We start from the raw sequence: 17,085 nt of genomic DNA, 5'->3' as shown, positions 1-17,085 counted from the left end.
CGAGTGCAGATCGATTCCACTAAACTTGTTCATGCCGGCCTCCTGTGCGTCACGTCGCTGTTCGCACCTCGACTCTACGCCAGCCGTTCGACCCGAACGGAGGGGAGGCCGGCTATATGATTATCAGTACCCAAATTCGCGGCCCTTTTTCACGCACAGGATTTCAGTCGACTGAAGGAAGATAAGCGCTGCGCCTCACATTCGCCGGACAGAATATCCGGAATTCCACCGGTCCTGGCGGGGGCGCATCCTCGACCACCCCGCACGCGTGCAGCACATGCTGGAGTGCGGATATCACCTGTCCATCGGGGTCCTGGTCGATGGCGACGTCCATCGAGTGTTCCTCGATGTATTGGCGATGCAAATCCAGCATTTCATGGCTCACCCATACGACCTGCCCGGTGGCACCGAATTTTCGCAACGCTGCTTCGATGCCCGGTGAGCCATACCCGCTGCTGTAGATGCCGACCAGGTCGCCCCGCTTCAGTGCGCTGACGACGGCGCGATAACACCTGTCCGGGTCATCTTCGGTTTCCACCTCCGCACCGTCGCAGACGAGTTCCGGAAAGGATTCAGCAAGCTGTGCCCGGCAACCGCCAATCCGGTCGATATGCGCGCGGTAGTCCTTGCGGCTGCACAGCAGCAGCACCCGTCCAGGCCGTCTTGCAAGCCGGCCGACAAAGTAGCCCGCAGTGCGCCCGGCGCACAGGTTGTCGATGCCCGCGTAGTGCAGGCGTGCCACATCGCGGACGTCGGTGACCATCGTGACGACCGGTTCGCCGCGTTCGATCACGGTGCGCAACGCATCGCGCACGCGCGGCGTGTCGTGAGTCGTCACGATCAAACCCGATCGCTTGTAGCGCGGATGAAGAATGGCGGCGGTAATCACGTCGTCGTCGGCTTCAGGAAGGACCGACCGGTGCATCACGACCCGCTTGTCCAGCATCTGCATCGAGCGTTGCAGGGCGAGATTCAGGCGACCAAAGAAAGGCGTGCTGTTTTGCGGCAGAAGCACGTCCACATGCATCAGTCCGTGTCGCGTATCCGGCAGGACGCGTGGCACGGCGAGTTGCCGGGCCGCTGCCACCACACGCGCGCGGGTCGCAGCCGACACGCTGCCGCGTTCATTGAGCACCCGGTCGACGGTTGCCGGACTCACGCCTGCCGCCTCGGCGATTTCGATAAAGCGCGCCGTGCGCTTGCGCCGTGACGGTGGGGTGGCGTCGGTCATGTCGTGGTCTCCGGTTTGCTTGTCTGTTTGTTCTGTCTGGCGCTCGCGTCGATGGCGCAGTGCAGCATTATTTTGTGCCTTTTTTAACGCTAGGGGATTGACGAAAAAACGTCAATCTTTTCGTTGAGAGGCGTAGGGCGGTCCCTTATCTTTCAGTCATCGCTTCGCCGCGCTCGTGACCTTCGGGACAGCCGGGAGACGTGGATCTGAAAAAGAAAGGAGACACAGGTGTCGAACTCACCTTTGAATATGCCATGCACGGGCAGCCTCGCAAACGCCGGTGTTGTCGGGCGTGACGCATCCGCCGCGCATACCGAAGAGAACTGGTATCGCCCCGACATTCCACGCCAGACACTCAAGCAACTGATGAAGCGCAGCGACGCAGAAGGCCTGAAGAATTTCGGCCTGTGGATCGCGTTGCTGCTCGCATCGGGCGCGGCGGCCTTCTATGCGTGGGGCACGTGGTGGGCGATTCCGGCGTTTTTCGTCTACGGCACCATCTACTGTTCGAGCGACGCGCGCTGGCATGAACTCGCACACGGCACGCCGTTCAAGACGCCATGGCTGAATCAGGTTTTCTACCAGCTCTGTTCTTTCATGACGATCCGCGAGGCGACGCTCTGGCGCTGGAGTCACGCGCGGCATCACACGCATACGATCATGGTCGGGCGCGACCCCGAGATTCAGGTATGCCGTCCGCCGCAACTCGTCACGATCCTGCTGGATTTCTTCTATCTGATTGGCGGCACCACCGAGATCGTCAAGACCGTGCGCCATGCATGCGGATCGATCAGCCCTGAAGTCGCCGATTTCGTACCAGCGATGGAGCGCGGCAAGATGATCTGGATCAGCCGTTTCTACGTCATCGTCATCGCGGTGGTAATCGGCTGGTGCTTTGTGATTCAAAGCGTTCTGCCGCTGATGTTCGTGTGGACGCCGCGTTTTTACTGCGGCTGGTTTCACCAGACGCTCGGCCTCACGCAACACGCCGGCATGGCCATGAATGTTGCCGACCATCGGCTCAACACGCGCACCGTCTACATCAATCCCGTGTTCGCGTTCCTCTACATGAACATGCAGTACCACATTGAACATCACCTGCTACCGATGGTGCCGTATCACGCGCTGCCGAAACTGCACGAAGCGATCAAGGCGGAGACGCCACCCGCGTATCCGGGCCTCTGGTCGGTCTACAAGGAGATGATTCCGACCTTGATCCGTCAGAGACGCGATCGCGCTCACTTTATTCGTCGCCACGTCCCGCATCGTGAGCCGATGCGCTCGGCAACCTGATAAACGTCCGGAACAGGGAGTATCTGAAATGGTAGATCAACGCGAATGGGTCGTCGCCTGCCAGACCGGCGACATCGATGAAGAAGACGTCGTGCGTTTCGATCACGGCGATGCGACCTTCGCCGTCTATCGAGTCGACGGCAAGTTCTACGCCTCGGACGGCTGGTGTACGCATGAGAAAGCCCATCTTGCGGACGGCTTCGTCTTGGGTAATGCGATTGAATGTCCGCGGCATCAGGGGCGCTTTGATATTGCAAGCGGCAAGCCGCTTTGCGCGCCGGTCTGTCAGCAGCTGAAAACGCATCCGGTACGTATCGAGGGCGATGCGGTCCTGATCGGCGTGCCGACGGCGGAGTGATCATGGCAAGCGACGCACACATGGTCATCGTCGGAGCCGGCCTGGCTGGCGCCCGCGCCAGCGCCGAATTGCGCGAGGCGGGTTTTGATGGGCCGATTACGCTCATCGCCGGCGAACCGCATGCGCCCTACGACCGGCCGCCGCTTTCCAAGGCGGTGCTGCTCAAGGAAAAATCGCCCGATGATTGCGCGCTCTTCGGCGAGACCTTCTTCGCCGATCATGCGATTGACCTGAGGCTTGCAGCCAGTGCGGTCGAAATCGATCGTGCGGCCCGCAAAGTTCTCCTCGATAACGGCGAGCGCATTGGCTATAGCCGGCTGCTGATCGCGACTGGCGCGTCGCCCAGAATGTTGAGCGTACCTGGGTCGGACTTGCCCGGCGTGGTCACACTGCGCACGGTCGACGATGCCCGCGATCTCGCCACGCGGCTCCATCACGGACAACGTGTTGCGATCATCGGCGGAGGCTTTATCGGGCTCGAAGTGGCGGCCAGTGCTGTCGCTGCCGGATGCAGTGTCACGGTCATCGAAGCGGGTCAGCGTCTGCTGATGCGTGCGGTGCCGCAGGAAATCGCTGCACGTATCGAGGCGCGGCACCGCGACGCGGGTGTGCAGTTCCGCTTTGAGGCGCAGTTGACGGCCATCGCGGGGGCGGGTGCCGCTGAAGAGATCCGTCTCGCCGACGGAGAAGTCATCCGTTGCGACACGGTTGTAGTCGGCATCGGCGCCGCGCCCCGTACGGCGTTAGCGCAGGCAGCGGGACTCGGCGTTACGGACGGTATCGTGGTCGACGACCATCTGTGCACCAGCGATCCCGGCATCTTTGCCGCGGGCGATGCCTGCTCGTTTCCGCATCCTTTATATGGCTGCCGTGTTCGCCTGGAATGCTGGAAGAACGCTGAGGATCAAGGCCGCGTTGCCGCGCGCAACATGCTCGGCGAAAGCCTTCGTTACCGCGAAGTGCCGTGGTTCTGGTCCGATCAGTATGAGTTGTCGATTCAGATCGCAGGGCTTCCCGCATTCGGTTGTGAGACCGTCGTGCGCGAAACGGCCGACGCGCTGTTGCTGTTTCATCTGTCTGCGGACGGATCGTTGATCGCGGCAAGCGGGGTGGGCCGGGCGGTCGGCCGCGATATCCGGATTGCGCAAATGCTGATCGGCCGTAGTGCGCGACTCTCCGCGGAAGATCTCGCGGATCCGACAGTGAAGCTCAAGTCGCTGCTTGTCGCCGAGGCGGTTTGATCAGGACTCGTCGCTCCATTACAAAGAAACCATGAATCCCACTCTTCACATCGGCGTGAATATCGACGGTGTACTGCACCGCGATGACTTGCCGCGCGTCGACGCCGAAACGCAATTCCGGATGATCGCCGACGCGGGCGTGTTCGATTATGTCGAGATGAATCCGCCCGCAGGCGTCGCACTCGCGCGCTACGTGGAGTTGAGTGAGCGCTACGCGTTGCCGGTTCGCGTAATCGGCGGCATCTTTTGTGCGGGCCGCGATGAAGCGCATCTGCGGCACGTGATCGAGTGGGCGCCGCGCTTCGGCTCGAAGGTGCTGAATTGCCAGCTCTACGCGAATCATGCCGACGGACATCGTCTCACCGATGCCGAGGTCGCGAGTTTCTACGTCGACGCATGCGAGTGGGCCGTCCCGGTTGGCTGTCTGCCGAGCCTCGAAGTGCACGTTGATATGTGGAACGAAGATTTCGGCCGGGTTAGCCGGGTTGGCGAACTGTTGGCGCGCGACGGCATCGCACTGCACCTAACGCTCGATCATTCGCATCTGATCTTCAAGATCGGCAATGACGAAGAACTCGATGCATCGAAGATCCGTGCGTTGGTCGAGGCCGGAGAGATCGTGCTCGATCCCGATTCACCTGACGCGATCTTCAAACAGTGGATCGCGCGCGGCTGGGTTCATCACGCCCACGCGCGCAGTGTCATACCGAACAATCCGCGCAATTCCAGCATGCGTCGTCCCGACGGCAGACCTGGCCGCGGCATTCAATATCCGTTCGTACGTCCCGCTGCGGATCAATGGGACGGTAGCTGGGATGAGGCCGCGCTCCTGCCGTGGAAGAACGCCGTACGGCATCTGCTCAACGCACGCGCACAAGGTGGATTTTTCACACCGCGGCACATCAGCTGCGAGTTCATCCCGTTTGCCGACTACGGCGGCGGTACGGGGTATTCGATCTTCGAGAATAACGTTGCATGCGCAGCATGGCTGCGCAACACATGGCTGGAGCAGACCGCCGGACAGACCGCCATAACGGCATGAACCTGAAAGAGAACCCATTCGTTCGCTATAACTGGAGACACAGATGACATTGACGAGTGACGACGCGCTGCAATTTTCCCTGAATCGCATGAGTGCACCGCGGCTGGCGTTCGCCGAATATGCCGCGCTTTGCCAGCGGCTCGCGGTTGATGCGATCGAGATCCGCAACGACCTCGAAGGCGTCGAGATCAACGACGGCACGCCTGCCGGTGATATCAAGGCGCTTAGCCTGGCAGCGGGTCTGACGATCCTGTCGATCAATGCGCTGCAGCGCTTTGATCGCTTCGATGCGACTCGCGCGAAGGAAGCACTGGCATTGTCGCGCTATGCCGCTGACTGCGGCGCTCGCGCGATTGTCCTGTGCCCGACCAACAGCCGGCAGGATCAACGCACGGCAAGCGAGCGTCACGCCGATCTGGTTAATGCGCTTAGGCAACTTAAGCCGATCCTCGACGATCACGGACTGCTCGGTCTGATCGAACCGCTCGGCTTCGAGGAATGCGCGGTGCGGCGTAAATCCGATGCGGTCAAGGCCGTTTACGACGCGGCAGGCGAGCGCCATTTCCGGCTAGTACACGACACGTTTCATCACCACCTGTCGGGCGAAGACATTTTCTTTCCGGACCTCACGGGTCTGATCCACGTTTCGGGCGTCGAGGATGGCGGCCTGCCCGTTGACCAGATGCGCGACGGGCACCGTGTGCTGGTCGGCGCGGACGATCGGCTCGGCAACATCCGTCAGCTGAACGAGCTGTTTGCGCGTGGCTACCGCGGCCACGTATCGTTCGAGCCGTTCGCCGAGGAAATCGCCGGCGCTGACGACATCGAGCGCCGCTTGCGCGACAGCATCGCTTATATCCGCGCGAGCGTCGAGTCGGCTCAGGTGCGCAAGGCCGCGTAGCCACCGCTTTCAGGTCACGCATAGAAATAGATAGAGAACGTGAACGCCGCATGAAAGTTTGCCGCGCGGACCTTGGCATCAGACCGATAGGCCGCGCGGGTTCCATCAACTGATAGGAGACATGTCAATGAAATTCTTCACCCGATCCGCGGTCGCGTTGTCGTTCGCGGCGGTGCTGCCGATTTCCGCAATGGCAAGTACGACGATTGGCGTCTCGATGGCGCACTTCGACGATAACTTCCTGACCTCGGTGCGTGACGCAATGGCGACCGAAGGTAAAGCCCACAAAGACATCAACCTTGACTTCGAGGATGCGCAAGGCGACGTAGGGCGGCAGGTCAGCCAGGTCGAGAGCTTCGTGTCGCAGCGGGTGGCGGCGATCGTCGTCAATCCTGCCGACGCGGCGGCAACCAAACGAATGACCGACACCGCACGCAAGGCCGGTATCCCGATCGTCTACGTCAATCGCAAGCCGGATGAGCCAATGGGCAACGGCGCCTATTTCGTCGGCTCGGACAGTCTCGTGGCCGGGCACCTGCAAATGGACTACCTCGCGAAACAACTCAAGGGCAAAGGTAATATCGCCATCATGCTCGGCGAACTGTCGACCGACGCAACGCGGGACCGTACACGCGGCGTGAAGGATATCGTCGCAAAGAATCCTGGCATCAAGATCGCTGAGGAGCAGACAGCGAACTTCGACCGTAGCCAGGGCATCAACCTGATGAGCCAGTGGCTGAGCTCGGGCAAGAAGTTCGACGCGATCGCCGCGAATAACGACGAGATGGCGCTCGGTGCATTGATTGCGATGAAGCAGGCTGGCGTCTCGCCGAAGAGCGTGCTGGTCGGCGGAGTGGATGCGACCAAAGAAGCCTTGAACGCGATGGCCAAGGGCGATCTCGCCGTCACCGTGTTCCAGGACGCGCGAGGGCAGGGCAAGGCCGCGGTCGATACCGCGATCAAGGTGGCAGGCGGCGACAAGAGCGTTCCCAAAGAAGACTGGATCCCTTATCAACTCGTCACACCGGACAACTACAAGAGCTTTCTGAACAAATAGCCTGCATGACCTCGGGGCGGCACCGCGCGCGCCCCGCTTCATCCACAGAGGGAGTGCCACTATGTCAGATCTCTTCATGAGCGCGCAGGCCGCTCGGCCGCAACACGTCGCTGCGTCGGCGGCGCACGAGCCGATCTTCGCCGCGCGCAAGATTCGCAAAGCCTTTCCCGGTGTGATCGCGCTCGACGACGTGTCGATCGACATCCACGCCGGCCGGGTGCATGCGCTGATGGGCGAAAACGGCGCGGGCAAGTCGACGATGATGAAAATCATTGCGGGCGTCTATTTTCCCGACGGCGGTTCGCTGCATTTCAAAGGCAAACCGATTGCGTTGAAGTCACCGCGCGACGCGCTCGACCGCGGTATCGCGATGATTCACCAGGAGCTGAATCTGCTGCCCTACATGACGGTGGCGGAGAACATCTGGATCGGCCGCGAGCCGCGCAATCTGCTGGGCCTGATCGACCATCGCGCGCTGAACCGGCGCACTGGCGAACTGTTCGCGCAACTCGGCATCGAGATCGATCCGCAGGTGTTACTCGGTGAGCTGAGTATTGCGAACCGCCAGATGGTGGAAATCGCCAAGGCGGTGTCCTTCGACTCCGATCTGCTGATCATGGACGAACCGACCTCGGCGATCACCGACAAGGAAGTCGAACATCTGTTCCGGATCATCGGCGAACTGAAGGCGCAAGGCAAGGCGATCATCTACATCACGCACAAGATGGACGAGGTGTTTCAGATCGCCGACGATATTTCGATCTTCCGCGACGGCCACCATATCGTGACGCGCACGGCGAAAGAGTTCGATAAGCAATCGCTGATTGCAGCGATGGTAGGCCGTGAACTCACACAGGTCTTTCCCAAGATGGAGGTCGCGATCGGCGAGGTAGCGCTGACCGTGCGCAACCTCGGGCGCCGCGGCGCGTTCTCGAATGTCAGCTTCGACCTTCGCTACGGCGAGATTCTCGGCGTGGCCGGTCTGATGGGTTCCGGGCGCACGGAGGTGATGGAGTCGGTCTTCGGCATCTATCCGGCGGACGAAGGCGAATTGCTGTTCGACGGCAAACGCCGGACGATTCGCTCTCCGCAACAGGCGATCGCTGCGGGCATCGCGTTTCTCACTGAGGATCGCAAAAGCACCGGTCTTTTCCTGCAGCTTTCCGTCGGCGAAAACATGGAGATCTCGGCGTTGCGCCGCAATTGCGCGCTGGGTTTCGTTCGGCAGAAGCGCGTCAATGCCGCATGCGCCGATATGTGCCGTCAACTCAAGGTCAAGACGCCCGGACTGCACGAAATCATCGAGAACCTGAGCGGCGGCAACCAGCAGAAAGTGTTGCTCGCGCGTTGGCTGCTGAACAAACCCAGGATCCTGATCCTCGATGAACCGACGCGCGGCGTCGACGTCGGCGCGAAGGCGGAGATCCATACGCTGATCACGCAGCTCGCAAGGGAGGGGGTCGCGATCATCATGATCTCGTCTGAACTGCCCGAAGTGATGGGCATGAGCGACCGGATCGTGGTGATGCACGAGCGCACCGTCAGCGGTGTTCTGCCCCGTGCGAGCGCCACGCAGGAAAGCATCATGGCGCTCGCTTCCGGCGAGCAGCCTGATTTAGCGGTAACGGAAACAACCATCTTGCATGGGACCGGGGCAAGCGCTGAAGCGCTAACTCCGATCGACACAGGAGACAACTATGCGTAATTCAGCAACCCTCACCCCGGAAATCCAGCGTCCTGCTCCACGTAACTGGCGCTTACCGCAGGAGACCAGCATTCTGCTCGTGCTGCTCGGCATCGCGCTGGTCTTCGAAGCGCTCGGCTGGATCGAGCGCGGCCAGTCGTTCCTCTATAACCCGCAGGGCCTGCTGATCATGGTGCTGCGGGTGTCCGAAATTGGCCTGATCGCCGTCGGCGTCACGATGATCATCATTGCAGGTGGCATCGATTTGTCTTCCGGATCGGTGGTTGCGCTGTCCGCAATGATTGCGGGCAGCCTCGCGCAGACCTCGGGTTTCGGGCGCACGGTGTTTCCCGGACTCGTCGATCTGCCGGTGCTCGTGCCGGTTGCGGTGGGTGTGCTGACCGGCGGCATTTGCGGCCTGATCAACGGCACGCTGATCGTGCGCACCGGCGTGCCGCCTTTTATCGTCACGCTCGGCATGATGGTGTCGGCGCGTGGACTCGCGCGCTACTACACGCACGGCCAGCCCATCAGCATGTTCACTGATGCTTACTCGGCAATCGGCAGCGGGGCGAAGCCGGTGGCGATCTTTCTGCTGGCTGCGCTCGTCTTCCACATCGTGCTGCGCTATACGCGTTTCGGTAAATGCCTGTATGCGATCGGCGGCAATGTGCAGGCGGCGCGCGTGTCGGGCATTAGCGTCGGGCGCAATCTGGTGGCCGTCTACACGATTGCCGGGCTGCTGACGGGGCTGGCCGGCGTGGTCGTCTCGGCGCGTGCACAGACAAGCCAGTCCGGCATGGGCATGTCGTATGAACTCGACGCAATTGCCGCGGCCGTGATCGGCGGCACCAGTCTCGCCGGCGGCGTGGGTCGGATCACCGGCGCGGTGATCGGCGCATTGATCCTTGGCGTGATTTCGAGCGGTTTCACCTTTCTCGGGATCGACTCGTACATCCAGGAAATCGTCAAGGGAATGATCATCGTCGCCGCCGTGATCGCCGACCAATACCGCAAGCGGCGCGCCCGCTAAGCAACGCTATCCATCCGCCATCTATTTCGGTGCAATCGCATATGACTCAATCCGCCTTTTTTGCTGCAGACCGGTCGCTGGACATCATCTGTCTGGGCCGCCTTGCTGTCGACCTCTATGCGCAACAAATCGGTGCCCGGCTTGAAGACGTCACCAGCTTTTCGCGGTATCTGGGTGGCTCGTCGGCCAACATCGCGTTCGGCTGCGCCCGCCTCGGCTTGAAGTCGGCCATGCTCTCGCGCGTCGGTAACGACCACATGGGCCGCTTCCTCGTCGACGCGCTGGCCCAGGAAGGCTGCGACGTCGGCCACGTGAAGACCGACATGGAGCGGCTGACCGCACTCGTGCTGCTCGGTTTGAAAGATCGCAGTACGTTCCCGCTCGTGTTTCACCGTGAAAACTGCGCGGACATGGCGCTTGATGAGATGGATTTCGACGAAGCGTTCATCGCTTCCAGCAAGGCGCTACTGATTACCGGCACACACTTCTCGACTGAAGGCGTGCATCGCGCGAGCATGACGGCGCTCGGCTACGCCCGGCGCAACGGTGTGCGCACTGTGCTCGACATCGACTATCGGCCGGTGTTGTGGGGGCTGACGGGCAAGGCGGATGGCGAGACCCGCTTTACCGCCGACGGCAGCGTAAGCGCGCATCTGCGTGGCATCTTGCCGAGGTTTGATCTGATCGTCGGCACGGAAGAGGAGTTTTGCATTGCCGGCGGTGCCGAAGATCTGCTGCAGGCACTGCGGTCCGTGCGCGCCGTGAGCACGGCAACCCTGGTTGTCAAGCGCGGACCGTTGGGCTGCACGGTGATCGACGGCGAGATTCCGGCTGACCTGGATGGCGACCGGCATTTTCGGGGCATTGAAGTCGAAGTCCTTAATGTACTCGGCGCGGGTGATGCGTTTATCTCCGGCTTTCTCAAAGGATGGTTGACCGGCGCTGATTACGCAACGTGCTGCGCCTATGCGAACGCCTGTGGCGCGCTCGTCGTATCGCGCCATGCGTGCGCACCGGCCATGCCGACGCCCGCCGAACTGGATTATTTCCTCGCCAATGCCGCCCGTTTGCGCCGTCCCGACCAGGACGCGGCCCTTGCGCGTCTACATCGGGTGAGCGTGCCGCGCAAGCGCTCGGATGAAGTGCTCGGTTTCGCGTTCGATCATCGCAACCAGTTCTTCGAGATGGCGCAGCAGGCGGGCGCCGATGAAGCGCGCATTGCGACCCTCAAGCAGCTTTTCGTGCAAGCGGTCGCAGAAACTGAAGTGGCCAGTCGCTACACCGGCAGGATCGCGGTGCTGATCGACGATCGCTATGGACAGGATGCCTTGAACGCGGCAACGGGTCGCGGCTGGTGGGTCGGCCGCCCCGTCGAGTTGCCCGGATCGAATCCGCTGGAATTCGAACATGGGCGCTCGATCGGTACGGCGCTCGCAAGCTGGCCCAGCGAACATATCGTCAAATGCCTGGTTCAATATCATCCGGACGATGAGCCGCTGCATCGGCTGGAGCAGGAAAACCAGCTCCGTGCGCTCTATGACGCGACGCAGGCAAGCGGTCACGAACTGCTGCTCGAAGTCATTCCGCCGAAGGATCGTCCACAGGCGCAGGACACTGTGCATCGGGCACTCAAGCGCCTCTATAACCTTGGCATTTATCCCGACTGGTGGAAGCTCGAGCCGATGAGCGCAGACGCGTGGCGCGACATCGATGCGCTGATCGAGGAGCGCGATCCATATTGCCGTGGCGTCGTGCTATTAGGCTTGAATGCGCCGCTTGCGAAGCTGGCTGAAGGATTCGAGGCGGCACGCTCGAGCACGACGTGCCGCGGGTTTACCGTGGGCCGCACGATTTTTCATGAACCGGGCCGGGCATGGCTCGCTGGCGAGATCGACGATCGGATGCTGATCGATCAAGTGCGCAGCAACTTCGAGACGTTGATCTACCTGTGGCGGTCATCCCGCAACCCTGTCGCGCACGCCGCGCGCGAGGAGCAAGCGGCATGACGCGCACCGTTCGACTGACTACCGCTCAGGCGCTCGTCAAGTATCTGGCCGCATTGCGTGCCCCAGCCGATGATGAGCGCACCGCGCCGGTGCCGCTGTTTGGCGGGGTATTTGCGATCTTCGGACATGGCAACGTTGCTGGACTCGGCGAAGCGCTGTATCAGCAGCGGGACACGTTGCCCACCCTGCGCGCGCACAACGAGCAGGCCATGGCTCACGCCGCGATCGCCTACGCGAAGGCCCACATGCGACGTCGGATGATGGCCTGTACGTCGTCGATTGGTCCTGGCGCCACCAATCTGGTTACCGCTGCAGCGCTTGCCCACGTGAACCGGTTGCCGGTATTGCTGTTGCCCGGCGATACCTTTGTTTCACGCGCGCCTGATCCGGTGCTGCAGCAAATCGAAGACTTTCACGACGGAACCGTCTCCGCCAATGACTGCCTGAAACCCGTGTCGCGCTATTTTGACCGGATTGTCGCGCCGGAGCAGTTGCTGAGTGCGCTACCACGTGCGGTGCGCGTGCTGACCGATCTGGCCTTGTGTGGTCCGGTCACGCTGGCGCTGCCGCAGGACGTGCAGACGCATGCGTACGACTATCCGGTCGAATTCTTCGGGCCTGCCATGGTGAGTTTTCGTGCGCCATCGCCAGAGCAGGATCAACTGGCCACGGCTGCCGCGGCGATACGCACCGCGCAGCGTCCGTTGATCGTGGCCGGCGGGGGCGTGCTGTACGGCCGGGCCAGTGCCGCGCTGCGCGCGTTTTGTGAGCGGCACGGCGTGCCCGTGTGTGAAACGCAAGCCGGAAAAGGCGCGTTGCGCTGGGATCACCCGTTGCAACTGGGCTCGGTCGGCGTCACTGGCTCGCCGGCCGCCAATACGCTCGCTCGGGAAGCGGACGTCGTGATCGCCATCGGTACGCGCTTGCAGGACTTCACCACGGGGTCGCATTCGCTGTTCGGGCAAGCGCGCGTCGTGACGATCAACGTCAATGCGTTCGATGCGGGCAAGGCGCGCGATGTAGAACTGCTTGCGGATGCGCGACTCGCGCTCGATGCGCTGTCACGCGGATTGTCCGCCGCAACGCCTGAAGCGAAAGACGCGTGGCGAAGCAGCGTGGCGTGGCAGGACAGAGCGCGCACAGCCGCCGATAGCTGGCGCGCAACGGTCAGCGAGATCACCGGCCGGCGTGAACTCGTGCCGGACCAATTGCCGTACGACGGCAATGTGATCGGCGCGGTACAGCGTTCGCATGCGGATTCGCCGTCGCACGATATCGTCGTTTGCGCGGCGGGCACGTTGCCTGCGGAGTTGCACAAGCTCTGGCGCACGGCGCGGCCGGGCGGGTATCACATGGAGTATGGCTACTCGTGCATGGGCTACGAGATCGCGGGCGGTCTGGGTGTCAAGCTGGCACAGCCGGATCGCGACGTGATCGTGATGGTCGGCGACGGCAGCTATCTGATGATGAACAGCGAAATCGCCACGTCGGTGATGCTCGGCGCGAAGCTCATCATCGTCGTACTCGATAACCGCGGCTATGGTTGTATCAATCGTCTGCAACAGGCGTGCGGCAGCGCACCGTTCAACAATCTTCTGGACGACTGCGTTCAGGGGCCGCTCGGCGCGCCACGGATCGACTTCGCTGCCCATGCCGCGTCCCTCGGCGCACGCGCCGAACACGTGGCGAACCTTGCCGAACTCGAACCCGCACTCGAGCGTGCACGCGATTCTGATCGTACCTATGTGATTTGTATCGACACGGACCCCGCTCGCACAACGGCTGAAGGCGGCTGCTGGTGGGAAGTTGCGGTACCCGAAGTGTCGGCCCGCGAAGAGGTGCGTGCGGCGCGCGCGGATTATGAACAGAACAAGCAACAGCAAAAGAGCCCGCTATGACGAACTCCTTCGACGTAAAAATTGGCATCAACCCGATCTCGTGGTTCAACGACGATCTGCCTTCGCTCGGTCGCGAGACGCCGCTTGAGACTGCGCTTACCGAGGGCCGGGAGATCGGGTATCAGGGTTTCGAACTCGGCAACAAGTTTCCACGCGAACCGCGCGCGCTGCGCGAGGTGCTGTCGCGTCATCACCTGGAACTGGTGTCGGGCTGGTATTCGGGGCGCCTTGCCGAGCGTTCCGCCGATGAGGAAATCGCGGCGCTCGGTCCGCATCTCGCGCTGCTGGCGCAAGGCGGCGCGAAGGTGATGGTCTATGGGGAGGTTGCCGGCTCGATCCAGGGCGAACGCAATGTCGCGCTCTTCAAACGACCTCGTTTTTATACCGACGAGCAATGGCGGCGCTACGCCGAGCGGTTGAACACAGTGGCGCGGTACACGCTCTCGCACGGTGTACGCCTCGCGTATCACCACCACATGGGCGCCTATGTGGAAACATCGGAAGATGTCGACCGTCTGATGTCGCTCACTTGCGACGACGTCGGCTTGCTGTTCGATAGCGGTCATGCAGCATTCGGCGGTAGCAAGACGACATACAGCAGCGCTACGCCCATGGATATGCTCACCCGGCATATCGCACGCGTTTGCCATGTTCATTTCAAGGACGTTCGGCCTGAGATCGTCGAGATTGCACGCAACCGTCAATGGAGTTTTCTCGATGCTGTAATCAACGGCGCCTTCACGGTGCCAGGCGACGGGGCGATCGATTTCGCGCCTTTGATCCGGCAACTGGGTGACGATGGCTATCGCGGCTGGCTTGTCGTCGAAGCCGAGCAGGACCCGGCGGTGGCGCCGAGCCTTGCCTACGCTCAAAGCGGCTATCGGCATCTGCGTGCACTGGTCGATCGCGCAACCGCACAACTGGAGGCCGCATGAGCCTGCTCGTTAAAGGAAAGCCCGCGGGACGCGAGATTGTCACGGTTACGCCTGATAGCGCCGGATGGCGTCACGTTGGTTTTGCCGCTCAACGCCTCACGCGTAGCGAGCACGTGACGTTCAATACCGGCGCGACCGAGGTCTGTGTGGTTGTACTCACGGGCGTGGTCAGCGTTGGCACGCCAGAGCAGAAATGGGGCGAGATCGGCGCGCGACGCAGCGTCTTCGAGGCGTGCTCGCCCTATGCGGTCTACGTGCCGCCCCGCACCGCAGTGTCGATCCACGCTCACGATGACGCCGAAATCGCACTGGCTAGCGCGCCGGCCGAAGGTCAGTACGAAGCTCGCCTGATCGAGCCGGATACGATTGCCCGTTCGGTGCGCGGCAGGGGATCGAATACGCGGTATGTCTGCGACATCCTTCCTCAAACCGAGCCTGCGGAGTCACTGCTGGTAGTCGAAGTGCTGACGCCCGCAGGGCACGCATCGAGCTATCCGCCTCACAAGCACGATGTCGACGATATACCGGTGGAAAGCTACCTGGAAGAAACCTATTACCACCGCCTCAATCCGCCGCAAGGCTTCGCCTTTCAGCGTGTCTATACCGACACGAGAGACATCGACGAGGCGCTGGCGGTCGAGAATCATGATGTGGTCATGGTGCCGCGCGGCTATCACCCGGTGGTGATGCCGCATGGCTACGACGGCTACTACCTGAATGTGATGGCTGGGCCGAAGCGCGCTTGGCACTTCAAGAACGATCCTGCTCACGAGTGGATGTTGTCGCGATAGTCTTGAGTCGCGATTTCCGTGGTAGTTTTTCTATTATCTATGATAAGGATGCCTTATGGAAGCGGCAGGAGTCAGTACGTCTTTTCAAGTTGGTGTGACACTCACCACGCATTTTTTTGGCGGCAAGCATAGATCCGGCTCAAGTGAACGCCAGGCTCCCGTTTATAACCCCGCGACTGGTGACGTTGCTTCGCACGTCGCACTTGCTTCACAAAGCGACGTCGACGCCGCAGTGACAGCGGCCGCGTCGGCATTCCCGGCTTGGGCGGCAACGCCCCCTCTCAAGCGTGCCCGCATCATGTTCCGTTTCAAGGAGCTGATCGAACGCAACCTGGACCGGCTCGCTGCGACGATAACAGCAGAACACGGCAAGGTTCTGCCCGATGCGAAAGGCGAAGTGATTCGTGGCCTCGAAGTGGTGGAGTACGCGTGCGGCATCACCGAACTTCTGAAGGGCGATTATACGGAGCAGATCGCCAAAGGCATCGACGGATGGACGATGAGGCAGCCTCTCGGCGTCTGCGTGGGTATCACGCCTTTCAACTTTCCCGCGATGGTGCCTATGTGGATGTTTCCGATGGCCATTGCGTGCGGCAATACCTTCGTCCTGAAGCCCTCCGAACGTGACCCGACGACCAGCGTGCTGCTTGCCGAACTGTTGCAGGAAGCAGGACTGCCGGACGGTGTGTTCAACGTTGTACAGGGCGACAAGTCAGCCGTCGATGCGCTGCTGGACCATCCGAAAGTCAAGGCGGTGAGTTTCGTCGGTTCGACCCCGATCGCCGAATATATCTACTCGCGCGGTTGCTCGAACGGCAAGCGAGTGCAGGCGTTCGGCGGCGCGAAGAATCACATGGTCGTGATGCCGGACGCTGATCTGGACCGCACCGTAGATGCGTTGATGGGCGCCGGCTACGGCGCGGCGGGCGAGCGTTGCATGGCGATTTCGGTGGCCGTCGCGGTGGGTTCGATCGGTGATGCGCTGGTCGACAAGCTTGCGGCGCGCGTACGCGAATTGCGCGTTGGACCTGGGACGGTGGCCGCGAGCGAAATGGGGCCGGTCGTTACCGCGCAGCATCGCGAAAAGATCGTCGGCTATATCGAAGCGGGCGTAGCCGAGGGCGCGCAGCTTGTCGTCGATGGACGCGAGCGGGTGGTACCCGGTCATGAGCGGGGATTCTTCCTTGGCGGCACACTGTTCGACCATGTCACACCCGACATGAAGATCTACCGCGAAGAAATATTCGGCCCGGTGGTCTGCATCGTGCGTGCGCCGGATTTCGCTACGGCGTTGGCGCTCGTCGATGAACACGAATACGGCAACGGCGCCGCGATTTTTACCCGCGATGGCGAGGCGGCACGCGAGTTCAGTCATCTGGTGCAGGCCGGCATGGTTGGCGTCAATGTACCCATTCCTGTGCCGATGGCGTTCCACAGCTTTGGCGGCTGGAAGAAGAGTCTTCTCGGCGATCACCATGCGCACGGTCCGGAGGCAGTGCGTTTTTACACGCGGCAAAAGGCCGTTACGCAACGCTGGCTAGGCGGTCGCGCGCAGGGCGCCGAGTTTGCAATGCCGACGATGTAGGTCCAAACGTCCCCCCCGATTGAACAAACG

At 61.6% G+C, this 17,085-nt stretch carries 14 protein-coding genes; 13 read left to right on the top strand and 1 reads right to left on the bottom strand.

The window, feature by feature from the left end; all coding sequences use genetic code 11:
• Nucleotides 1-163 precede the first annotated feature (163 nt).
• A complete protein-coding gene (locus FSO04_RS10475; protein ID WP_154559628.1) occupies nt 164-1,231 on the bottom strand; it encodes a LacI family DNA-binding transcriptional regulator in 1,068 nt (355 codons plus the stop codon).
• Nucleotides 1,232-1,459: 228 nt separating this feature from the next.
• Between FSO04_RS10475 and FSO04_RS10470 the strand changes: the two genes are divergently transcribed.
• The 13 genes from FSO04_RS10470 (at nt 1,460) to FSO04_RS10410 (ending at nt 17,055) form a co-directional block, all read left to right on the top strand.
• Nucleotides 1,460-2,524 carry a fatty acid desaturase gene (locus FSO04_RS10470; protein ID WP_233464809.1) on the top strand — a complete coding sequence of 355 codons (1,065 nt, stop codon included), beginning with the start codon at nt 1,460-1,462 and terminating at the stop codon, nt 2,522-2,524.
• A 28-nt stretch (nt 2,525-2,552) separates the two neighbouring features.
• A complete protein-coding gene (locus tag FSO04_RS10465; protein ID WP_154559627.1) occupies nt 2,553-2,882 on the top strand; it encodes a non-heme iron oxygenase ferredoxin subunit in 330 nt (109 codons plus the stop codon).
• A 2-nt stretch (nt 2,883-2,884) separates the two neighbouring features.
• Nucleotides 2,885-4,123, top strand: coding sequence for an NAD(P)/FAD-dependent oxidoreductase (locus FSO04_RS10460; protein ID WP_154559626.1), 1,239 nt, complete (start codon nt 2,885-2,887; stop codon nt 4,121-4,123).
• Nucleotides 4,124-4,154: 31 nt separating this feature from the next.
• Nucleotides 4,155-5,165, top strand: coding sequence for a 6-phosphofructokinase (locus FSO04_RS10455; RefSeq protein ID WP_154559625.1), 1,011 nt, complete (start codon nt 4,155-4,157; stop codon nt 5,163-5,165).
• 43 nt (nt 5,166-5,208) lie between these two features.
• Nucleotides 5,209-6,066 (top strand): TIM barrel protein, encoded by an 858-nt coding sequence (locus tag FSO04_RS10450; RefSeq protein WP_154559624.1) that lies wholly within the window; start codon nt 5,209-5,211, stop codon nt 6,064-6,066.
• Nucleotides 6,067-6,193: 127 nt separating this feature from the next.
• On the top strand, nt 6,194-7,123 hold the full coding sequence (locus FSO04_RS10445; RefSeq protein WP_174825284.1) for a sugar ABC transporter substrate-binding protein: 930 nt from the start codon (nt 6,194-6,196) through the stop codon (nt 7,121-7,123).
• 61 nt (nt 7,124-7,184) lie between these two features.
• A complete protein-coding gene (locus FSO04_RS10440; RefSeq protein ID WP_233464808.1) occupies nt 7,185-8,828 on the top strand; it encodes a sugar ABC transporter ATP-binding protein in 1,644 nt (547 codons plus the stop codon).
• Nucleotides 8,821-9,840, top strand: coding sequence for an ABC transporter permease (locus tag FSO04_RS10435; protein WP_154559622.1), 1,020 nt, complete (start codon nt 8,821-8,823; stop codon nt 9,838-9,840). Before FSO04_RS10440 ends, FSO04_RS10435 begins: the two co-directional genes overlap by 8 nt.
• Nucleotides 9,841-9,881: 41 nt before the next feature.
• Entirely contained in the window at nt 9,882-11,846 is a 1,965-nt protein-coding gene (locus FSO04_RS10430) for a bifunctional 5-dehydro-2-deoxygluconokinase/5-dehydro-2-deoxyphosphogluconate aldolase (RefSeq protein ID WP_154559621.1), read from the top strand.
• Entirely contained in the window at nt 11,843-13,744 is a 1,902-nt protein-coding gene (gene iolD, locus FSO04_RS10425; protein WP_154559620.1) for a 3D-(3,5/4)-trihydroxycyclohexane-1,2-dione acylhydrolase (decyclizing), read from the top strand. Before FSO04_RS10430 ends, iolD begins: the two co-directional genes overlap by 4 nt.
• Nucleotides 13,741-14,679: a myo-inosose-2 dehydratase gene (gene iolE, locus FSO04_RS10420; protein ID WP_154559619.1), complete on the top strand. Its 939-nt coding sequence runs from the start codon at nt 13,741-13,743 to the stop codon at nt 14,677-14,679. Before iolD ends, iolE begins: the two co-directional genes overlap by 4 nt.
• Entirely contained in the window at nt 14,676-15,470 is a 795-nt protein-coding gene (gene iolB, locus FSO04_RS10415) for a 5-deoxy-glucuronate isomerase (protein ID WP_154559618.1), read from the top strand. Before iolE ends, iolB begins: the two co-directional genes overlap by 4 nt.
• A gap of 55 nt (nt 15,471-15,525) precedes the next feature.
• Entirely contained in the window at nt 15,526-17,055 is a 1,530-nt protein-coding gene (locus FSO04_RS10410; RefSeq protein WP_154559617.1) for a CoA-acylating methylmalonate-semialdehyde dehydrogenase, read from the top strand.
• Nucleotides 17,056-17,085: the final 30 nt, after the last annotated feature.

Source organism: Paraburkholderia madseniana, assembly GCF_009690905.1.
In the GTDB taxonomy this organism is placed as follows: Bacteria; Pseudomonadota; Gammaproteobacteria; order Burkholderiales; family Burkholderiaceae; genus Paraburkholderia; species Paraburkholderia madseniana.
This window is presented reverse-complemented; position numbering and strand designations above follow the sequence as displayed.